We start from the raw sequence: 15,650 nt of genomic DNA on the forward strand, positions 1-15,650 counted from the left end.
TTAAACCCAAAAGGCATGTTTAAGAAAATTCTTATAGCCAATAGGGGCGAGATTGCTTTGCGTGTAATTCGTACATGTAAAGAAATGGGTATTAAAACTGTTGTAGTTTATTCAACTGCAGATAAAGACAGTTTGCCTGTTCGTTTCGCCGATGAGGCAGTTTGTATTGGTCCAGCACCATCTACAGACTCTTATTTACAGATACCAAACATTATTGCCGCTGCAGAAATTACAAATGCAGACGCAATTCACCCAGGGTACGGATTCTTATCTGAAAACTCTAAGTTCTCTAAAGTTTGTGAGGAACACGATATTAAATTTATCGGTGCAACTCCTGAACAAATTGATGGAATGGGTGATAAAGCTTCAGCAAAAGCTACAATGCAAAAAGCTGGAGTACCTGTTATCCCAGGATCTGACGGATTGTTAAAAGACGTTGAAGATGCGAAGAAAACAGCGAAAAAAATCAAATACCCAGTTATCTTGAAAGCTACTGCCGGTGGTGGTGGTAGAGGTATGCGTATTGTTTGGAAAGAAGAAGATATCGAAGAAAACTGGGATTCAGCTCGTAAAGAGTCTGCCGCAGCTTTCGGAAACGACGGAATCTACATGGAGAAATTCATCGAAGAGCCTCGTCATATCGAGATCCAAATTGCTGGAGACCAAACAGGAAATGCATGTCACCTTTCTGAAAGAGACTGTTCTATTCAACGTCGTCACCAGAAATTGGTGGAGGAAACTCCTTCTCCATTCATGACAGACGAGTTGAGAGAACGTATGGGTGAGGCTGCTATTAAGGCCGCTAAAGCTGTAAAGTACGAAGGTGTTGGTACAGTTGAATTCTTGGTTGACAAGAACAGAGACTTCTACTTCATGGAAATGAATACACGTATCCAGGTAGAACACACAATTACTGAAGAGGTAATTAACTTCGACTTAATTAAAGAACAAATTAAATTAGCTGCAGGAGAGAAGATTTCTGGAAAGAACTACTACCCTCAATTGCACGCTATCCAATGTAGAATCAATGCTGAAGATCCTGCTAACGACTTCAGACCATCTCCAGGTAAAATTACAGATTACCATTCACCAGGTGGACACGGAGTGAGAATTGATACCCACGTTTATGCAGGGTACCAAATTCCACCTCACTACGATTCTATGATCTCTAAATTAATCACTGTAGCTCAGACAAGAGAAGAGGCTATTTTGAAAATGAAAAGAGCATTGGAAGAATACGTTATTGACGGAGTAAAAACTACTATTCCTTTCCATTTAAAGCTAATGGATAACGAAGATTTCAAAGCAGGTAATTTTACTACCAAGTTCATGGAAACTTTCGAATACTAGAAATATTCTGAATACAATACTAAACTCTCGTTCTTAGAACGGGAGTTTTTTTTTGCCCACCCAGCTCTTACCCTAGTTGAAATTATTAACTTCAAGGCATAATTTCGCTTATGAACCAGGTCAATAAATACTTTAAATTTGACGGATACATTTTACTGTATGCTCTCTTCATAAGCTTATATGTAGTTTACCAAAACTTTTCAGGACTAGATTTTTCACTTTTTGAATTAAAGAATTTATACATCGGTGAAGCCACCAAACATGCCGTAAATATCGGAGCAAGATCTTCTATAATTTACAAGGGAATTGCTGTCTTCACTCCTTCTTTTCTAATTGCATATTATCTCTTCAGCAGATTCCTTAAGCAATCCGTCAATAGAAATCTTATATTTCTAAGTGCCGTAGGAATACTCCAATTACTTGTTACAGCGTTAGATATAGATAACTTCAAAACGATTCATCTTTTCTTTTACGTTTTCATTTTTATCGCAACATTACTTTCTCTTCCACTACCTCAAACCATTAGAGAAAAAATAGCAGGTAAAAAACTCGCAGCTTACAATGTTGTTCTGTGTTATTTAATCGTTTATAATTTTCAAGTATTATTTCCAGAGCATACCTGGATCAATCAAAACTCATCTATCGTTTTTATTTTACTTTTTATACTCTTTTGTTCTTTTCCTCTCATTTTCGGACAAAAATATTACCCGAAAATTCAACCCTATTTTATTACCATATCCATTACCCCACTTCTCGTCTTTTTAGCCATAGAATTTGACGTAAATAATCTTTTTGGGTTTGGATATAAAAAGATTTTCGTTCTTCTATTCAGTGGAGTTCTCCTCTTAACTATCCTTCTCAAACTAACAACGCCGATGCGTTTTCCAAAACCAGAAAATGCCCTCAAATACTGCCTTATACCTGCACTTCTTGTCTACTATATTCTAAGTATACGTTACACACCCTTTATTGAGACTATCCCTGAATTTTTTGAATTGGCAAATCCTGCAAATTCCTTAATGAATATTTTTCAATACCATGAAATCCCCTTTGTAGACTTCATGAGTTCACACATGTTTTCTGAACAGGGTTATGGTATTGTTTACACCTTTTTTAATGGCTATACAGCAGATGTTTCCTTCTATTCTTATGTGTTCATCAATGATATAATAGGCATCTTGGTTTTGTACTATTTCCTGAACAAAGCATTTAACAAACCGATTTATAGTGTTGCCTTTATACTAACCTTTCCCTTTCTTTATTACTTTATATACCCACCCATTTTCCTAGGAATTCTGGCACTTTTTCAAAGCATTAAAGTGATCGATAACCAAAGTGTAAAGAATTACTTTTTTCTCTTTTTACTTTTAATAGGACTCATCATTTGGCGTCTTGATACCGGCGTGGCTGCCTTGTTTACCACCCTTGTCTTTTTTCCGCTTTTTCTATTCATCAAACGGGCAAAGATTTTCCTTCCCAATTTCATAAAAGCTTTACTCCTCTTTTTAGGAGTAATTGGAACTTTACTGATAGGCGCTATTTTGATGCGTTCTACAGATTATGTGTTGAATAACTTTATCAGTGCACTACATTATGTAAAAGGGAGTCAAGCGCATGGTTATGCCCAAATAAAAAACATTGCCCAGCACCAATACTTTATCTATCATATAATCTTTCCTATCATCGCTATTACAGCCATCATCATTGCTGTTTTTAAATTGAGAATGGAAAAGAATAGATATCTCCTATTTTCACTTTTTTGTTTTCTACTCTATTTCGCCAATGTCCAACGAGGATTGGTTCGTCACGGCTTTGCTGAGCAAAAGGAATTTTATTTAATCAGTGTTTTTTATTTAGCACTTACCTTGTTTCTCGTCGGGATCATCAACAAGAAAAACATCAAAGAACTTCTCTTTTACGGGCTTGGTTTTTTCATTGTACTCTTTACTAAATTCTTCAATTTTCATCCTCATAAAACAGATTTAGAAAAGAGTTTAAGTGAGAGCACTTTTTATAATTTGCCTTCTTACTTTGAACAGACGCCTAGAACACGTGTAATTGGTCAGGACGCTTTTGCTACTGCGCACTACGAAGAATTAAAAGCTTACCTAGACCGCAATCTAACACCCGAGCAAAGTTTTGTTGACTTTTCCAATACACCTATGCTGTATTTTTATACCGAAAGAAAATCACCGGGTTATTTCAATCAAAATTTACAAAACACTATAGACGATAAAACGCAACTTCATTTACTGAAACAAATCAGCACAACAGAGCATCCTATAGTGATATACGCACATAGTCCGAGAAACTGGTTTGACAGAACAGACGGTATAGCAAACACCATACGTTATTACCTCCTTTCAGAATTTATCCATCAAAACTACGAGCCAGCGGGCATTGTTCAAGGCTATTCTATTTGGAAAGCTAAAAGCTCCAACATAGCCACAGCTAATTTACCCGCCGATACTTTGCTCCATCAAGCACAAGATTATGACTATGGTTTTATGGCTGGTTTAATGGCTAGTTATTACGAAAACAATCATGTTGATTACCTCCAAAATGTAGCTTTGAATTCTAAGTATGCTTCTAGCAAAGAAGTTAATGTTTCGATTGGAGCTAATGCCGCTGAATTTGGAAGTATTTACTTGGATATGAACTTAGAAAATGTCAACTCTTCTCAAAGGTTAACCGTTGATTTATATGATGATAAAGAACAACGCATAGGAGGCTTCACTTTTCAAACACATCCAGATATTGGCAAGCGATACATGCTAAGACTCTCGAATCATTATCTTTGGCATACATCAAAAGTGAAGAAGCTTATCATTCATGCTGAACAAGCTTTCAACCTAGAAGAAATAAGACTTTTAAAGGATACAAGACTTGAAAACAAAACAACAACTGCTCATAGATAACTTGATTGCCAAACCCATGGCTTTCTTGTTAAACTTTCTCGTTCGGTTGTTAGGACAAATCCTTAACATCGATCACAACCTACACAAAGATTTAGATTGTATTGTGGTTTGCAAATTCAAGGGAATGGGTAGTATCATTCAAGCTACTCCTTTGCTAGATGCTCTTCGCCAGCAACACCCGAATGCTGAGATTATTTTTGTTTCAACCAATGCAAACACGGCTATCTTAAAACGCATAGATACCATTGATACCATCTACACCATTAATGATAAAGGAATTTTTTCTCTACTGAAAAGCTTGAGCATTACTTTGCTGCGACTGATGAAGAAAAGACCTGATGTTTATATAGATCTAGAAATCTATTCTAATTTTTCCACTTTGGTTACGTTGTTTTCTTTGGCTAAAAATCGAGTAGGCTATTACCTTAGATCAAGCTCTTTTAAAATGGGTATCTACACCCATATGATGTACTTCAATACGAAGATTCCAGTATCTGAAAGTTATTTGCAAATAGCAAGACTCTTTGGTAAAGACTTTAAGCCTACCTCACTATACCCCCTTGCCAAGGGCATAGAAAATTCCTACATTCCTCCAAAATCAGGAAAATATATTGTTATTAATCCGAACGCTTCTGATTTAAGATTAGAAAGAAGGTGGGGTAGGAAAAATTATAAGTTCCTGATTGAACAAATTCTCCTACAATACCCAGATTACACGATTTATTTGGTAGGGAGTCCGAACGAAAGACCCTACACTGAAAAAGTAATAGCGGGAATTATCAATGATAAATTGATCAATCTCGCCGGGAAAACATCCATCAATGAATTAATCTCCTTGGTTAAAGGTGCTGCTTTTATGGTTACCAATGACACGGGCCCTATGCACATCTCTTTTGCAGTGAATACAGCGACTATAGCTTTATTCGGACCATGTTCGCCCGATCAATATGGTCACTTTTCCAATGCAAAAATCATTTTTAAAGATGTATTCTGTAGTCCATGCGTACATGAATTCAGTATTTCTCCTTGCAAAGGCAACAACACATGTATGCAGTTGATAGAGGTTTCTGAAGTTCTCAAGGCCGTTCAGGAAGTTCATGAAAATGGACAATTTCCATTGCGTAAAAATGAAGTCTTAGAAGGAATGAAATACGAACACGGCGATGCAATTTTAGGTTTGGTGCGACGTTAATTCGTCCAATTGTATTGTCATATTCCCGCGCAGTAAAGAATCTTAACTTTCGTCTAGCAAACAACCCTGCTACAATCTCTTTTTCTCGTTTATAATTCGGCCATTATCATTACTTTTACACAAAATTTTTGTTATGGATATTTTAGTAAGTGCACACAGTGGATTAAGGTACATCGCTTTACTTCTTTTGGTAATTGCAGTTGTTAACGCAATTGGAAACAAAACCAAAGGAGAGTATTTGAAAAAAGATAAAATGATTAACCTTTTCACTATGATCATTATGCACATTCAACTTTTAATGGGCTTGGTATTGTATGTTAACTTTTGGATTTCAAAAGTTCCTGCAGGTGCTGCAATGAAAATGCCTTTCCGTTTTTACACGGTTGAACACATATTCATGATGATTATTGCGATTGTATTAATTACTGTCGGTAGAAAGAAAGCCGAAAAAGAAGGATTGGCTGGATTTAACAAGCACAGACTAATTCGTAACTTTTACGGAATTGCATTGCTCTTAATTTTCTTTGCTATTCCATGGCCATTTTTAAGAGAAGGAATTGGAGCAGGATGGTTTTAAGAACATTGCTTTTTAGTGCTTTTTTAGGGTTAGCAGCCTGTAGCTCTTCAGAAACTGTAGAGTTGAATGCTGCGAGCAAACCTGCTGAAAGCGGACAAAAATTATATAAAAAATACTGTCAAAGTTGTCACGGTAAAAACGGAGATGCCCAAAGAGGGAATGCTGCGGATTTAACGCAAAGTACATTTACAGAAGCACAAGTTAGAGATGTGATCTTGAATGGAAATGACAAAGGAATGATGGGGTACAAAAACCTGTTTGAAACAGAGGCCGAATTAGACTCTTTAGTACAACATGTTTTTACATTAAGAACAAAATAAGCGCGAATATTTTACATGGAGATTGGTTTAATAAATAAAGAGGTTGAAGGTGAAAAAGCCGTTTTGGTGGGAGTTATTTCTCAAGACCAAACGGAGCAAGAAGCCAATGAATATTTGGATGAATTAGAGTTTTTAGCTGAAACTGCTGGAGCTGTAACGCACCAAAAATTCTTACAGAAGTTAACTGTTCCCAACCCGAAAACCTTTCTAGGATCTGGTAAAATAGAAGAAGTAAAGGAATACGTGAATGCCCATGATATAGACATGGTAATTTTTGACGATGACCTTTCTCCTTCGCAACTACGTAACGTTGAGCGTATTCTAGAAGTTAAAATCTTGGATAGGTCCAACCTAATCCTCGATATTTTTGCCAGCAGAGCAAGAACTTCGCACGCAAAAACGCAAGTGGAGCTAGCACAGTATCAATACTTATTACCACGATTAACCCGAATGTGGACTCACCTTGAGCGACAAAAAGGGGGTATCGGTATGCGTGGACCTGGGGAAACGCAGATTGAGACAGATAGACGTATCATTAATACGAAAATCGCTTTACTCAAAAAGAAACTCGAGGCCATAGATAAGCAAAAAGCCGTACAGCGCGGTAACCGCGGTCAGCTCGTGAGAGTTGCCCTAGTAGGATACACCAACGTAGGTAAAAGTACCATCATGAATATGTTGAGTAAATCTGATGTGTTTGCCGAGAACAAACTCTTTGCAACCTTAGATACAACCGTTCGAAAAGTGGTAATTGAAAACCTTCCTTTCTTGATGTCTGACACCGTAGGATTTATTCGTAAACTACCTCACCAATTGGTAGAGTCGTTTAAATCTACCCTAGACGAGGTAAGGGAATCTGATGTTTTGGTACACGTTTTAGACATTTCTCACCCCAACTTTGAAGATCACTTTAGAGTGGTAAATGAAACTTTGGCGGAAATAGATAAAGAAGACAAGCCAGTGATCTTGGTTTTCAATAAAATTGATGCCTATACTTACACGCCACAAGACGAAGATGATTTGTCTGAAAAGACAAGAGAAAACTACAGTCTTGAAGAATTGAAAAAACAATGGATGGCCAAAATGAACGATACTAAATGTGTCTTTATTTCGGCGCAAGACAAGGAAAACGTTCAAGAATTAAAAGATGTACTTTACGAAGAAGTTCGTTCAATATTTGAAAAACGTTACCCCTACCATAACTTCTTGTACTAAGGCAATTCTAGGCACGCTTAAAATAAGCTTCTGCTATCAACGTTAAAATGTAAACAACTTTTGTTGAATCTTACTTTCCGCAAGGTTATTTCCTTTTATTTCGTAACATGGTGAAGCGTCTTTTCAAAATCTTCAAATGGGTCGTGGGTATAGTGATTACACTTATGCTCTTGATCAGTGCTGCGCTTATCATTTTTAAGGATGATATTAAACGCTACGCCATAGAAGAATTGAACCTTCACCTAAATAAACAACTCCACGTTAGTTATATCGATGTAACGCTTTGGAAAACCTTCCCTTCGCTTTCCTTAGACTTTGATGATGTATTGATACACGACAAGTTTGGAGAAGAACAAAAACTAGACACCACCCTTTACGCTAAAAAGTTGAGTTTACGTTTTAATCCTATGGACTTTTTAGAAAGTAACTATACGGTTAAAAGCATTGTTTTGAAACAAGGAATTCTCAACCTAAAGGTAGATGATCAAAACAGAGTGAACTATGATTTGCTTAAACCAACGGAGGGTGAAAGTTCTGATAATTTTGAATTCTCTCTTGAGAAAATTAAACTAGACGATACTGACTTTTCGTATGAAAACGAAATGACCAAGCAGTACTATGCTTCGCATTTAGATCAACTTAATTTATCAGGAGAATTTAGCGCTACCAAGTATACCATGCAGGCAGAAACGGATATGTTAGTAAAACAGATCAAACGTGAAGCCTTGACTTTGATTAGAGACAAGCGTGCTAACTGTAAGATAGACATCTCCATGAACACCGAGGAGAATATTTTCGAGATTGTAAATGCAGACGTAAAAATACAGAACCTTCCCTTCCATGTTGCAGGTAAAGTAAGTGCAGACAGTATACTCTTCGCCATCAATGCTGAAAAACTTAACTTAACAGATGTAGCTAACAATTTCACCTTAGCTCAACTTAATGCTGTTAAAGAACTCAATGGAAACGGTGATGTGAGCTTTGATTTACAGTTGAAAGGGTTAAATAAAACCGAGGCGAACTTGAATATAGATGCAGGGTTTACCATACACAACGGTAGCTTGGCTAACAATACATTTAGTTTATCAAATATTGATGCACGTGGAAAATATAGCAGTGATGCTAAAGGGAGTGAACTGGAATTGGAAAAACTACACTTCTTATCTTCCGGAAGTGCTTTTGATGCTCAATTAAAAATTAGTGATTTCGACAAACCACTTATTCGAGGAAATGCCAAAGGTGCCATTAATCTAGCAGCTGTGCATACCCTATTCGGACCTTTTGGATTACAAAACCTAGAAGGTAATATTGATGTGAATAGCGCCTTTAACCTGCGCATGAACAATCCCGTATACAACCCTAAAGATCTAAGCATTTATGCACTAAAGGGAAACATCCATCTGAAGAATATTACAGCCCAGTTCTTAAATGATACGCGAGTTTTTCAGAATATCAACGGTGAAATTGGAGTCCGAAACGAAGAAGCTATTATCAAAAATCTATTCTTAACCACGGGTGAATCTGATTTTAATATTAGCGGGGAACTCAACAACATAGCTGGGTACTTTAAAGGGACAGAAACCTTATTTATAGATGCATATACGCGTTGTAAGAAAATAAATGTTGATGATTTTTCTTCTACGGGAGGAAGTATGACAGAAGCCAGCAGAAGTTGGCTACTTCCTACAAAAATCAAAGGGAACGTAACCTTGAATGCAACAGAAATAAAGTACGGTGGTCATACCTATGCAAACATTACCACACGCATGCGCTTAACAGATAGGTCTTTAGAATTTTCTCATTTGAAAGGTCGAAATGCTGGTGCGGATATTACTGGAAATGTACTGGTGACCGAGAAAAATCCATCTGTACTAACAGTTGCTACCGACCTCGCCTCTAACAACATACGCTTCGCCCCTTTATTTAAAGAATGGAACAATTTCGAACAAACGGTTATCGCAGCAGAAAACATTCAGGGAATTGCTAAAATCAAATTGAAATTTACGGCACCTTTCGACCTCATCACAGGGTTAAATAAAGAAGCGATTGCAAGCACCTTAGACATAGAAATTGAAGATGGAGCCCTGTACAACGTAGAAACCTTTAAAGAAATTACAGCAAGTATAAAATCGACTTCTGCAACTCTGCTTATTTCTCCACAAAAAATCAATGCTTTTGAGGCTAAATTATTGAATTTGAAATTCAATAAAATGAGTAACCAAGTGATTATAAGAGATGGTAAACTGTATATACCCGAGATGAAAATTGAAAGTAATGCCTTGGATGTTTTAGTGTCGGGTGAGCATAGTTTTGACAACGATATTGACTATCACTTCGACTTTAGATTTAGAGAAATTAAAGGTAAAAACAAACAAACAGAATTCGGTGAAATTGTTGATGATGGAACTGGGTTCAGGGTTTACCTACGTATGTTTGGAAATATAGACGACCCTTCTTATGCCTGGGACAAAGAGGCACAGAAAAAAGACAGGGAAGAAAAACGTCAAGAAGAAATTAATACGGCTAAATCTATATTGAAATCTGGTTTTGGTATAAATAAAAAGGATACCACCGTTCTTGAATACACTGTGGATGAAGGACCGAAAGAAGAAATCACTTTAAGTTTTGATAGTGATACCTTGGCCCCACCTGCAGAGCAAGAGGAAGAAAAGAAAAAATCTAAATTCCAATTGAAGCTCGAAAAATTGAAAGAGCAAAACGAGAAAGAAAACGAAGTAGAATTTCAGATTGGTCAATAAAATAATCTGACTACTTTCATGCTATAAATATTCACCTTGGCAAAACAGCTTTTCATACGTAAATATCGCTGGACTTCTGGCGTAGCTCTCCTTATACTCCTCAGTGTAATTACGGCAATCCTTAGTCAAGCCAAATGGAAAAATGAACTTGGCTATGCCTTTACAGATGCCAAGGGATACTATAGTTATTTGCCTGCTGCCTTCATTCATCATTCTTTCGCTTTAGACACGGAAGAGAAAGTGAAGTATGCTTCTTTTAAGAAAACCGATGATGGAAAACCCTTTATCAAATACACCATGGGTAACGCCTTTTGCTACCTCCCCGGTTTTTTGATGGCTCATGGCGTAGCTTCTATATCTTCTTATGAGAGCAATGGCTATACCCTTCCCTATCAAATCGCATTCATTACAACAGCGCTACTTTTTCTTTTCCTATCCTTACGGTTGGCTGTTAAAATATTATCGCGCTTCTATGATGATAAAACAATCGCTCTTACTTTTTTCTTAGTGTTCCTAGGGACAAACTATTTTCATTACGCCACAAGCTATTTAAGTTACTCTCACATCTACAGCTTCTATTTTATACTGCTGTTTTTAGAGAGAAGTTGGAGGGTATTGGAACGTTTTACTTGGAAGAATAGCCTCTATGCAGGTCTAGCATTTGGCATGATGACTTTGATTAGACCCGTAGATGGTGTCTTCTTGATTTTCCCAATTATTTATGGCGTAAGCAATATAGATACGTTTAAAAAACGTATAAACTATATATTGAGCCATATCCCACAAGTACTTTTCTTTTTACTTACAGCGGTTATTGTGTGGGTTCCACAACTCATGTACAATTACAGTGTATTCGAAAAAATAACCATCAACAGTTACAAGGGAGAAAAATTCTATTTCCTAGATCCTGAAATTTGGAATGCCCTTTTCAGTTTTAATAATGGCTGGTTGATTTATACTCCCTTGATGATTTTCGGTATTATAGGTTGTTTCATCCTCTTGAAGAAGAAAGAATATTCATGGCTTATACTCACCCTAATTTACATTTATGTTATTAGCTCTTGGTGGTGTTGGTGGTACGTCGGCTTTGGGAATAGAGCCTTTGTCAACTTAAGTGCATTTCTGCTTCTGCCCCTTTCGAGCTGCATAGCGTACATACGCTCGCGCAAACGATTGTACTACCCTTTCTTTATACTCTTGCTTTTAGGGGTTGTTCTCAACCAATTTCAAACCTATCAATTTGAAAAAGATGCTTTGCGTTACGAGGCCATGACACCAGAAAGTTACCTCCACTCTTTTGGTACGCTTCATCCCACTTTCGAATTTTTCGACTTATTAGAAAAATACGATACACAATATGCCAAAGAAGGTAAAAATGTATTGCACGTATGGAACTATGATACTTTGGCTGTTTTAACACCTTCTGAGTTACAAGGTGCAGAACTTGGGAACCAAGACATGTACAAGGGTAGCTTTAAGTTTAAAATACCTGAAGCGAACTCTTTTATTATCTGCGCAGAAAGTGATGAGACACTAGAAAATCTCTCGCTTTATTTAAAATTGTTGGACAGTACAGGTCAAGTAAAAGACGGGTATGGAAAGGTAAATACGAAATCGCTAGGGAATGCCCGAATCCAACAACGCATGTATTACCGTTTTAGATATGGCGTGAACGAAAAGGATAGTTTACAGTTCTTCTTTTTCAACAAAAAACTAGAGGAAGGAAAGGTGCATGAATTAAAAATTTACGCCTTACATGCCAAGGATAGTTTAGTCTTTGAAGAAAGCGTAGATGAGTAATTCTCTGGTAGGGATAGGAAAGGAAACCCCGCAGTTTAGAAAGGTTTTGAAACACGTTGCAGCAAAGCGACCTTAGGAGCCTTGCATGCAGCGCTTGTTGAACACCGTTATAAAAAAGGAGTTGTAATGTATAGCCCGTTTAACCAGCCAAAAAAAACCGCTTCCTTATAAGAAAGCGGTTCAAAAGATTTTACATCATATAGATTTCTCGACTCCGCTCGAAAACCTAGCTGAAATCGTAAACCATTTATTTAAATTTATGGAAGCTCTGTATATCCCATATTGTACAGCGTAAAGGCGTAAATATCCGCCCATTGCTCTATGGTTTTACTTACCGGTGTTCCTGCTCCGTGACCCGCATTAGTTTCTATACGAATTAACACAGGGTTTTCACCACTTTGCTTGTCTTGTAACTCTGCCGCAAACTTGAAACTGTGCGCCGGAACTACTCTATCGTCGTGATCTCCCGTTGTTATTAATGTAGCTGGATATTCAGAACCTTTGACCACATTGTGCACGGGTGAGTAATTCAACAAGTAATTGAACATTTCTTCACTTTGCTCTGAAGTTCCATAGTCGTAAGCCCAACCTGCACCTGCAGTAAAAGTGTGGTAACGCAACATATCTAACACCCCAACACCTGGCAATGCTACCTTCATTAAATTAGGACGTTGAGTCATGGTAGCACCTACCAATAAACCACCATTCGAACGACCGCTAATTGCTAAATAATCTGAAGAAGTATACTTGCTATCGATCAGGAATTCTGCTGCAGCGATGAAATCATCGAACACATTTTGTTTTTGCATTTGCGTACCTGCGTCGTGCCATTTTTTACCGTATTCTCCACCTCCTCTAAGGTTAGCTACAGCATATACTCCACCCATATCTAACCAAGCCGCATTTGTAATACTGAAAGAAGGTGTTAAACTGATATTGAAACCTCCGTATCCGTAAAGGATGGTTGGATTTTTACCGTTCATTTCAACTCCTTTTTTGTGGGTAATGATCATTGGTACTTTGGTACCGTCTTTTGAAGTATAAAATACTTGCTCACTTACATAGTCATCCGAATTGAAATCTACCTTTGGTTTTTTGTAAACCTCAGAAGTTCCATCTTTTGGGTTAAAGGCAAAGCTGGTTCCCGGTGTTTTGTAATTAGAGAAAGAGTAGTACAATACTTCAGCCTCTTTTTTACCTCCGAAACCACCTGCAGTTCCTAAACCTGGTAACTCAATTTCTCTAATTTCTTTCCCGTCGTAATCGTATTGTTTTACTTGAGAAACAGCATCTACCATATACTTGGTAAAGATGTATCCTGCTCCTGTAGAAACACTCAATACATTTTCTGTTTCTGGGATAAAGTCAACCCAGTTTTCGCTTGCTGGATGGTTGGCATTTACTGTAACCACTTTTTTATTTGGTGCTCCCATGTTGGTAACGATGTATAACAAAGAATCTCTGTTATCCATTACGTAAGAATCATTATCGAAATGATCTACCATGGTCACCAAAGGCGCATCTTTTACCGTCAAATCTTTCATGAACAATTTGTTTCCTGAAGTAGATTCTTGACAAGAGATGAATAGGTATCTGTCGTCTTCTGAAACCTCCGCTCCTACATATCTGTATTTCTCACCTTCGTTTCCTCCGAAAATCAATTGATCTTGCGCTTGCGGCGTACCTAGCTTGTGGTAGTACACTTTGTGGTGATCTGTCTTAGCAGAAAGTTCACTTCCTTTTGGCTTGTCGTAAGAAGAGTAGTAAAATCCTTCATTTCCTAACCAAGAAATACCGCTGAATTTCACATCAACAATTGTATCTTCTATAATATCTTTAGAAGCAACATCAATCACGATAACCTTACGCCAATCACTTCCGCCTTCTGAGATAGAATAGGCCAATTTCTCTCCGTTTTTAGAGAAACTTAAACCACCTAAAGACGTTGTTCCATCCTCACTAAATTTGTTAGGGTCTAAGAATAACTCGTCTTCTCCTTCTTCGTTTACTTTGTAGATTGCGTATTGATTTTGCAGTCCGTTATTCTTATAGTAATACGTGTTCTCACCTTCTTTAAACGGTGAACCAATTTTCTCGTAATTCCACAATTCTTCCAGACGTTTTTTGATTTTGTCTTTGAAAGGAATTTCGTTCAAGTAAGCAAAAGTGTGTTCATTTTGTGCTTTCACCCATTCCGCGGTTTCGGTACTCATATCATCCTCTAACCAACGGTAAGGATCTCTAACAGTTGTACCGAAATACGTATCGGCACTATCTACTTTTTTAGTTTCTGGATACTGCATAGATGATGTTTCTTCCTTAGGTTTTTCGGGTTGCTCACATGCAAATAGTGTAAGCAAGGCCAATGAACCTAGTAGTCTTTTCTTCATAATCATAAGTTTTATAGTCGGACTAAAATAAGCAAAGAAGTAAGAAGTGGAGGTGTAAAAAGGTTGAGTGGTTTATTTACTATCACGCGATGCTCTCTATAGTTTTCGGGACACACGATAGCTGAGGGATTTAATTAGACAAAGTATCTCCACAAAAATTAAACTCCTCTAAAAGTATATTTTCAATTTCTGAATTCGAACTATAATTATATGTACCATCCGGACTATACGTTTGAACATCAGTTGTACAATTGTTTACAGTATCAATTGTTAAATAAACATCCTCTTTTTTAGAAGATATCTTATAATATGCAACTTCCTTTTCTTCAGCTAAATACTCACCTGGGTATTCTACTATGCTAATTACTTTCACTTTGTATTTAGAAGATGAATCCTGCTCCTCAAGAATTTCTCTAATTTTATTTGCATTTACATCCTTTGTCCTCAGCATAGAGCAAGAATAAAGCATAATAAATACCAATAGCATTTTTATAAAGATTCTATACGGAATAATCTGTGATTTCAAGGTCATTGTTAAATGACGAAAATATACCAAAAAAAATCCCATTTTCTCCCCTCACTTCAGTACCTCATAAATTATCATCTTAAAATCAGGACAAGGCACGAGCCACTTCTGACTTATCACTAATCTCTCTGCACTATTTAATAAACCCATTCTTATCACTACTTTTGCGGCATGATAAATTTGGATAATCTTGGTGTTCACCTTCCTCAGGGGTATTTGTTTAACGAAATTAGTTTACAAATCAACAAAGGAGATAAAATCGGTTTGGTTGGAAAAAACGGAGCGGGTAAATCTACTTTATTGAAATTAATTGCGGGGTGGGACAAGCCTTCTGAAGGTAGAATTCACAAGCCCAAAGATTGTACAGTTGGTTTCTTAACACAGGATATAGAAATCGACACCAACAAAACGGTGTTTGATTACCTAAAGTTTTCCAATGAAACCTTAAATCATATCCGTACCAAATTAGACGATATTAATGACCAATTGACCACAAGAACGGATTACGAAAGTGATTCTTACTTGCAGTTGTTGGATGATTTGAACGATTACAATACGCAGTTCTCTTTACACGAAGGTTTTCAATGGGAAGAGAAAATCATG

Annotated in this window: 11 protein-coding genes; 9 read left to right on the plus strand and 2 right to left on the minus strand. The window is 37.1% G+C overall.

The window, feature by feature from the left end:
* Positions 1-15 precede the first annotated feature (15 nt).
* The 8 genes from accC (at position 16) to R3333_RS01515 (ending at position 12,131) form a co-directional block, all read left to right on the plus strand.
* Positions 16-1,350 (plus strand): acetyl-CoA carboxylase biotin carboxylase subunit, encoded by a 1,335-nt coding sequence (accC, locus tag R3333_RS01480; protein ID WP_318956802.1) that lies wholly within the window; start codon positions 16-18, stop codon positions 1,348-1,350.
* Positions 1,351-1,460: 110 nt separating this feature from the next.
* Positions 1,461-4,268 carry a hypothetical protein gene (locus tag R3333_RS01485; protein ID WP_318956803.1) on the plus strand — a complete coding sequence of 936 codons (2,808 nt, stop codon included), beginning with the start codon at positions 1,461-1,463 and terminating at the stop codon, positions 4,266-4,268.
* Entirely contained in the window at positions 4,237-5,460 is a 1,224-nt protein-coding gene (locus R3333_RS01490) for a glycosyltransferase family 9 protein (RefSeq protein WP_318956804.1), read from the plus strand. Before R3333_RS01485 ends, R3333_RS01490 begins: the two co-directional genes overlap by 32 nt.
* Before the next feature lie 133 nt (positions 5,461-5,593).
* Positions 5,594-6,037 carry a hypothetical protein gene (locus R3333_RS01495; RefSeq protein ID WP_318956805.1) on the plus strand — a complete coding sequence of 148 codons (444 nt, stop codon included), beginning with the start codon at positions 5,594-5,596 and terminating at the stop codon, positions 6,035-6,037.
* The gene (locus R3333_RS01500) at positions 6,028-6,357 is read left to right on the plus strand and encodes a cytochrome c (RefSeq protein WP_318956806.1); all 330 of its coding nucleotides are present in this window, start codon (positions 6,028-6,030) and stop codon (positions 6,355-6,357) included. Before R3333_RS01495 ends, R3333_RS01500 begins: the two co-directional genes overlap by 10 nt.
* Before the next feature lie 15 nt (positions 6,358-6,372).
* Positions 6,373-7,572 carry a GTPase HflX gene (hflX, locus tag R3333_RS01505; protein ID WP_318956807.1) on the plus strand — a complete coding sequence of 400 codons (1,200 nt, stop codon included), beginning with the start codon at positions 6,373-6,375 and terminating at the stop codon, positions 7,570-7,572.
* A 107-nt stretch (positions 7,573-7,679) separates the two neighbouring features.
* Complete coding sequence (locus tag R3333_RS01510; RefSeq protein WP_318956808.1) at positions 7,680-10,331, plus strand: AsmA-like C-terminal region-containing protein; 2,652 nt, start codon at positions 7,680-7,682, stop codon at positions 10,329-10,331.
* A 36-nt stretch (positions 10,332-10,367) separates the two neighbouring features.
* A complete protein-coding gene (locus tag R3333_RS01515) occupies positions 10,368-12,131 on the plus strand; it encodes a hypothetical protein (RefSeq protein ID WP_318956809.1) in 1,764 nt (587 codons plus the stop codon).
* Between the two features lie 257 nt (positions 12,132-12,388).
* On the opposite strand, the gene R3333_RS01520 is transcribed toward R3333_RS01515, so the two are convergent.
* Both R3333_RS01520 and R3333_RS01525 read right to left on the minus strand, forming a co-directional pair.
* Complete coding sequence (locus tag R3333_RS01520) at positions 12,389-14,521, minus strand: prolyl oligopeptidase family serine peptidase (protein WP_318956810.1); 2,133 nt, start codon at positions 14,519-14,521, stop codon at positions 12,389-12,391.
* 130 nt (positions 14,522-14,651) lie between these two features.
* Positions 14,652-14,972 carry a hypothetical protein gene (locus tag R3333_RS01525; RefSeq protein WP_318956811.1) on the minus strand — a complete coding sequence of 107 codons (321 nt, stop codon included), beginning with the start codon at positions 14,970-14,972 and terminating at the stop codon, positions 14,652-14,654.
* A 246-nt stretch (positions 14,973-15,218) separates the two neighbouring features.
* Here R3333_RS01525 and R3333_RS01530 point away from each other — a divergent pair.
* Positions 15,219-15,650, plus strand: a 432-nt coding sequence (locus tag R3333_RS01530) for an ATP-binding cassette domain-containing protein (protein ID WP_318956812.1), incomplete at its 3' end; no start/stop codon positions are given.

It is taken from the genome of Lishizhenia sp., assembly GCF_033720595.1.
Taxonomy (GTDB): domain Bacteria; phylum Bacteroidota; class Bacteroidia; order Flavobacteriales_D; family Crocinitomicaceae; genus Lishizhenia.

Bases quoted from the DNA above. Each gene is read 5' to 3' on its own strand.
- accC (WP_318956802.1), top strand. From the start codon at position 16: ATGTTTAAGAAAATTCTTATAGCCAATAGGGGCGAGATTGCTTTGCGT.
- R3333_RS01485 (WP_318956803.1), top strand. From the start codon at position 1,461: ATGAACCAGGTCAATAAATACTTTAAATTTGACGGATACATTTTACTG.
- R3333_RS01495 (WP_318956805.1), top strand. From the start codon at position 5,594: ATGGATATTTTAGTAAGTGCACACAGTGGATTAAGGTACATCGCTTTA.
- R3333_RS01500 (WP_318956806.1), top strand. From the start codon at position 6,028: ATGGTTTTAAGAACATTGCTTTTTAGTGCTTTTTTAGGGTTAGCAGCC.
- hflX (WP_318956807.1), top strand. From the start codon at position 6,373: ATGGAGATTGGTTTAATAAATAAAGAGGTTGAAGGTGAAAAAGCCGTT.
- R3333_RS01510 (WP_318956808.1), top strand. From the start codon at position 7,680: ATGGTGAAGCGTCTTTTCAAAATCTTCAAATGGGTCGTGGGTATAGTG.
- R3333_RS01520 (WP_318956810.1), bottom strand. From the start codon at position 14,521: ATGAAGAAAAGACTACTAGGTTCATTGGCCTTGCTTACACTATTTGCA.
- R3333_RS01525 (WP_318956811.1), bottom strand. From the start codon at position 14,972: ATGCTGAGGACAAAGGATGTAAATGCAAATAAAATTAGAGAAATTCTT.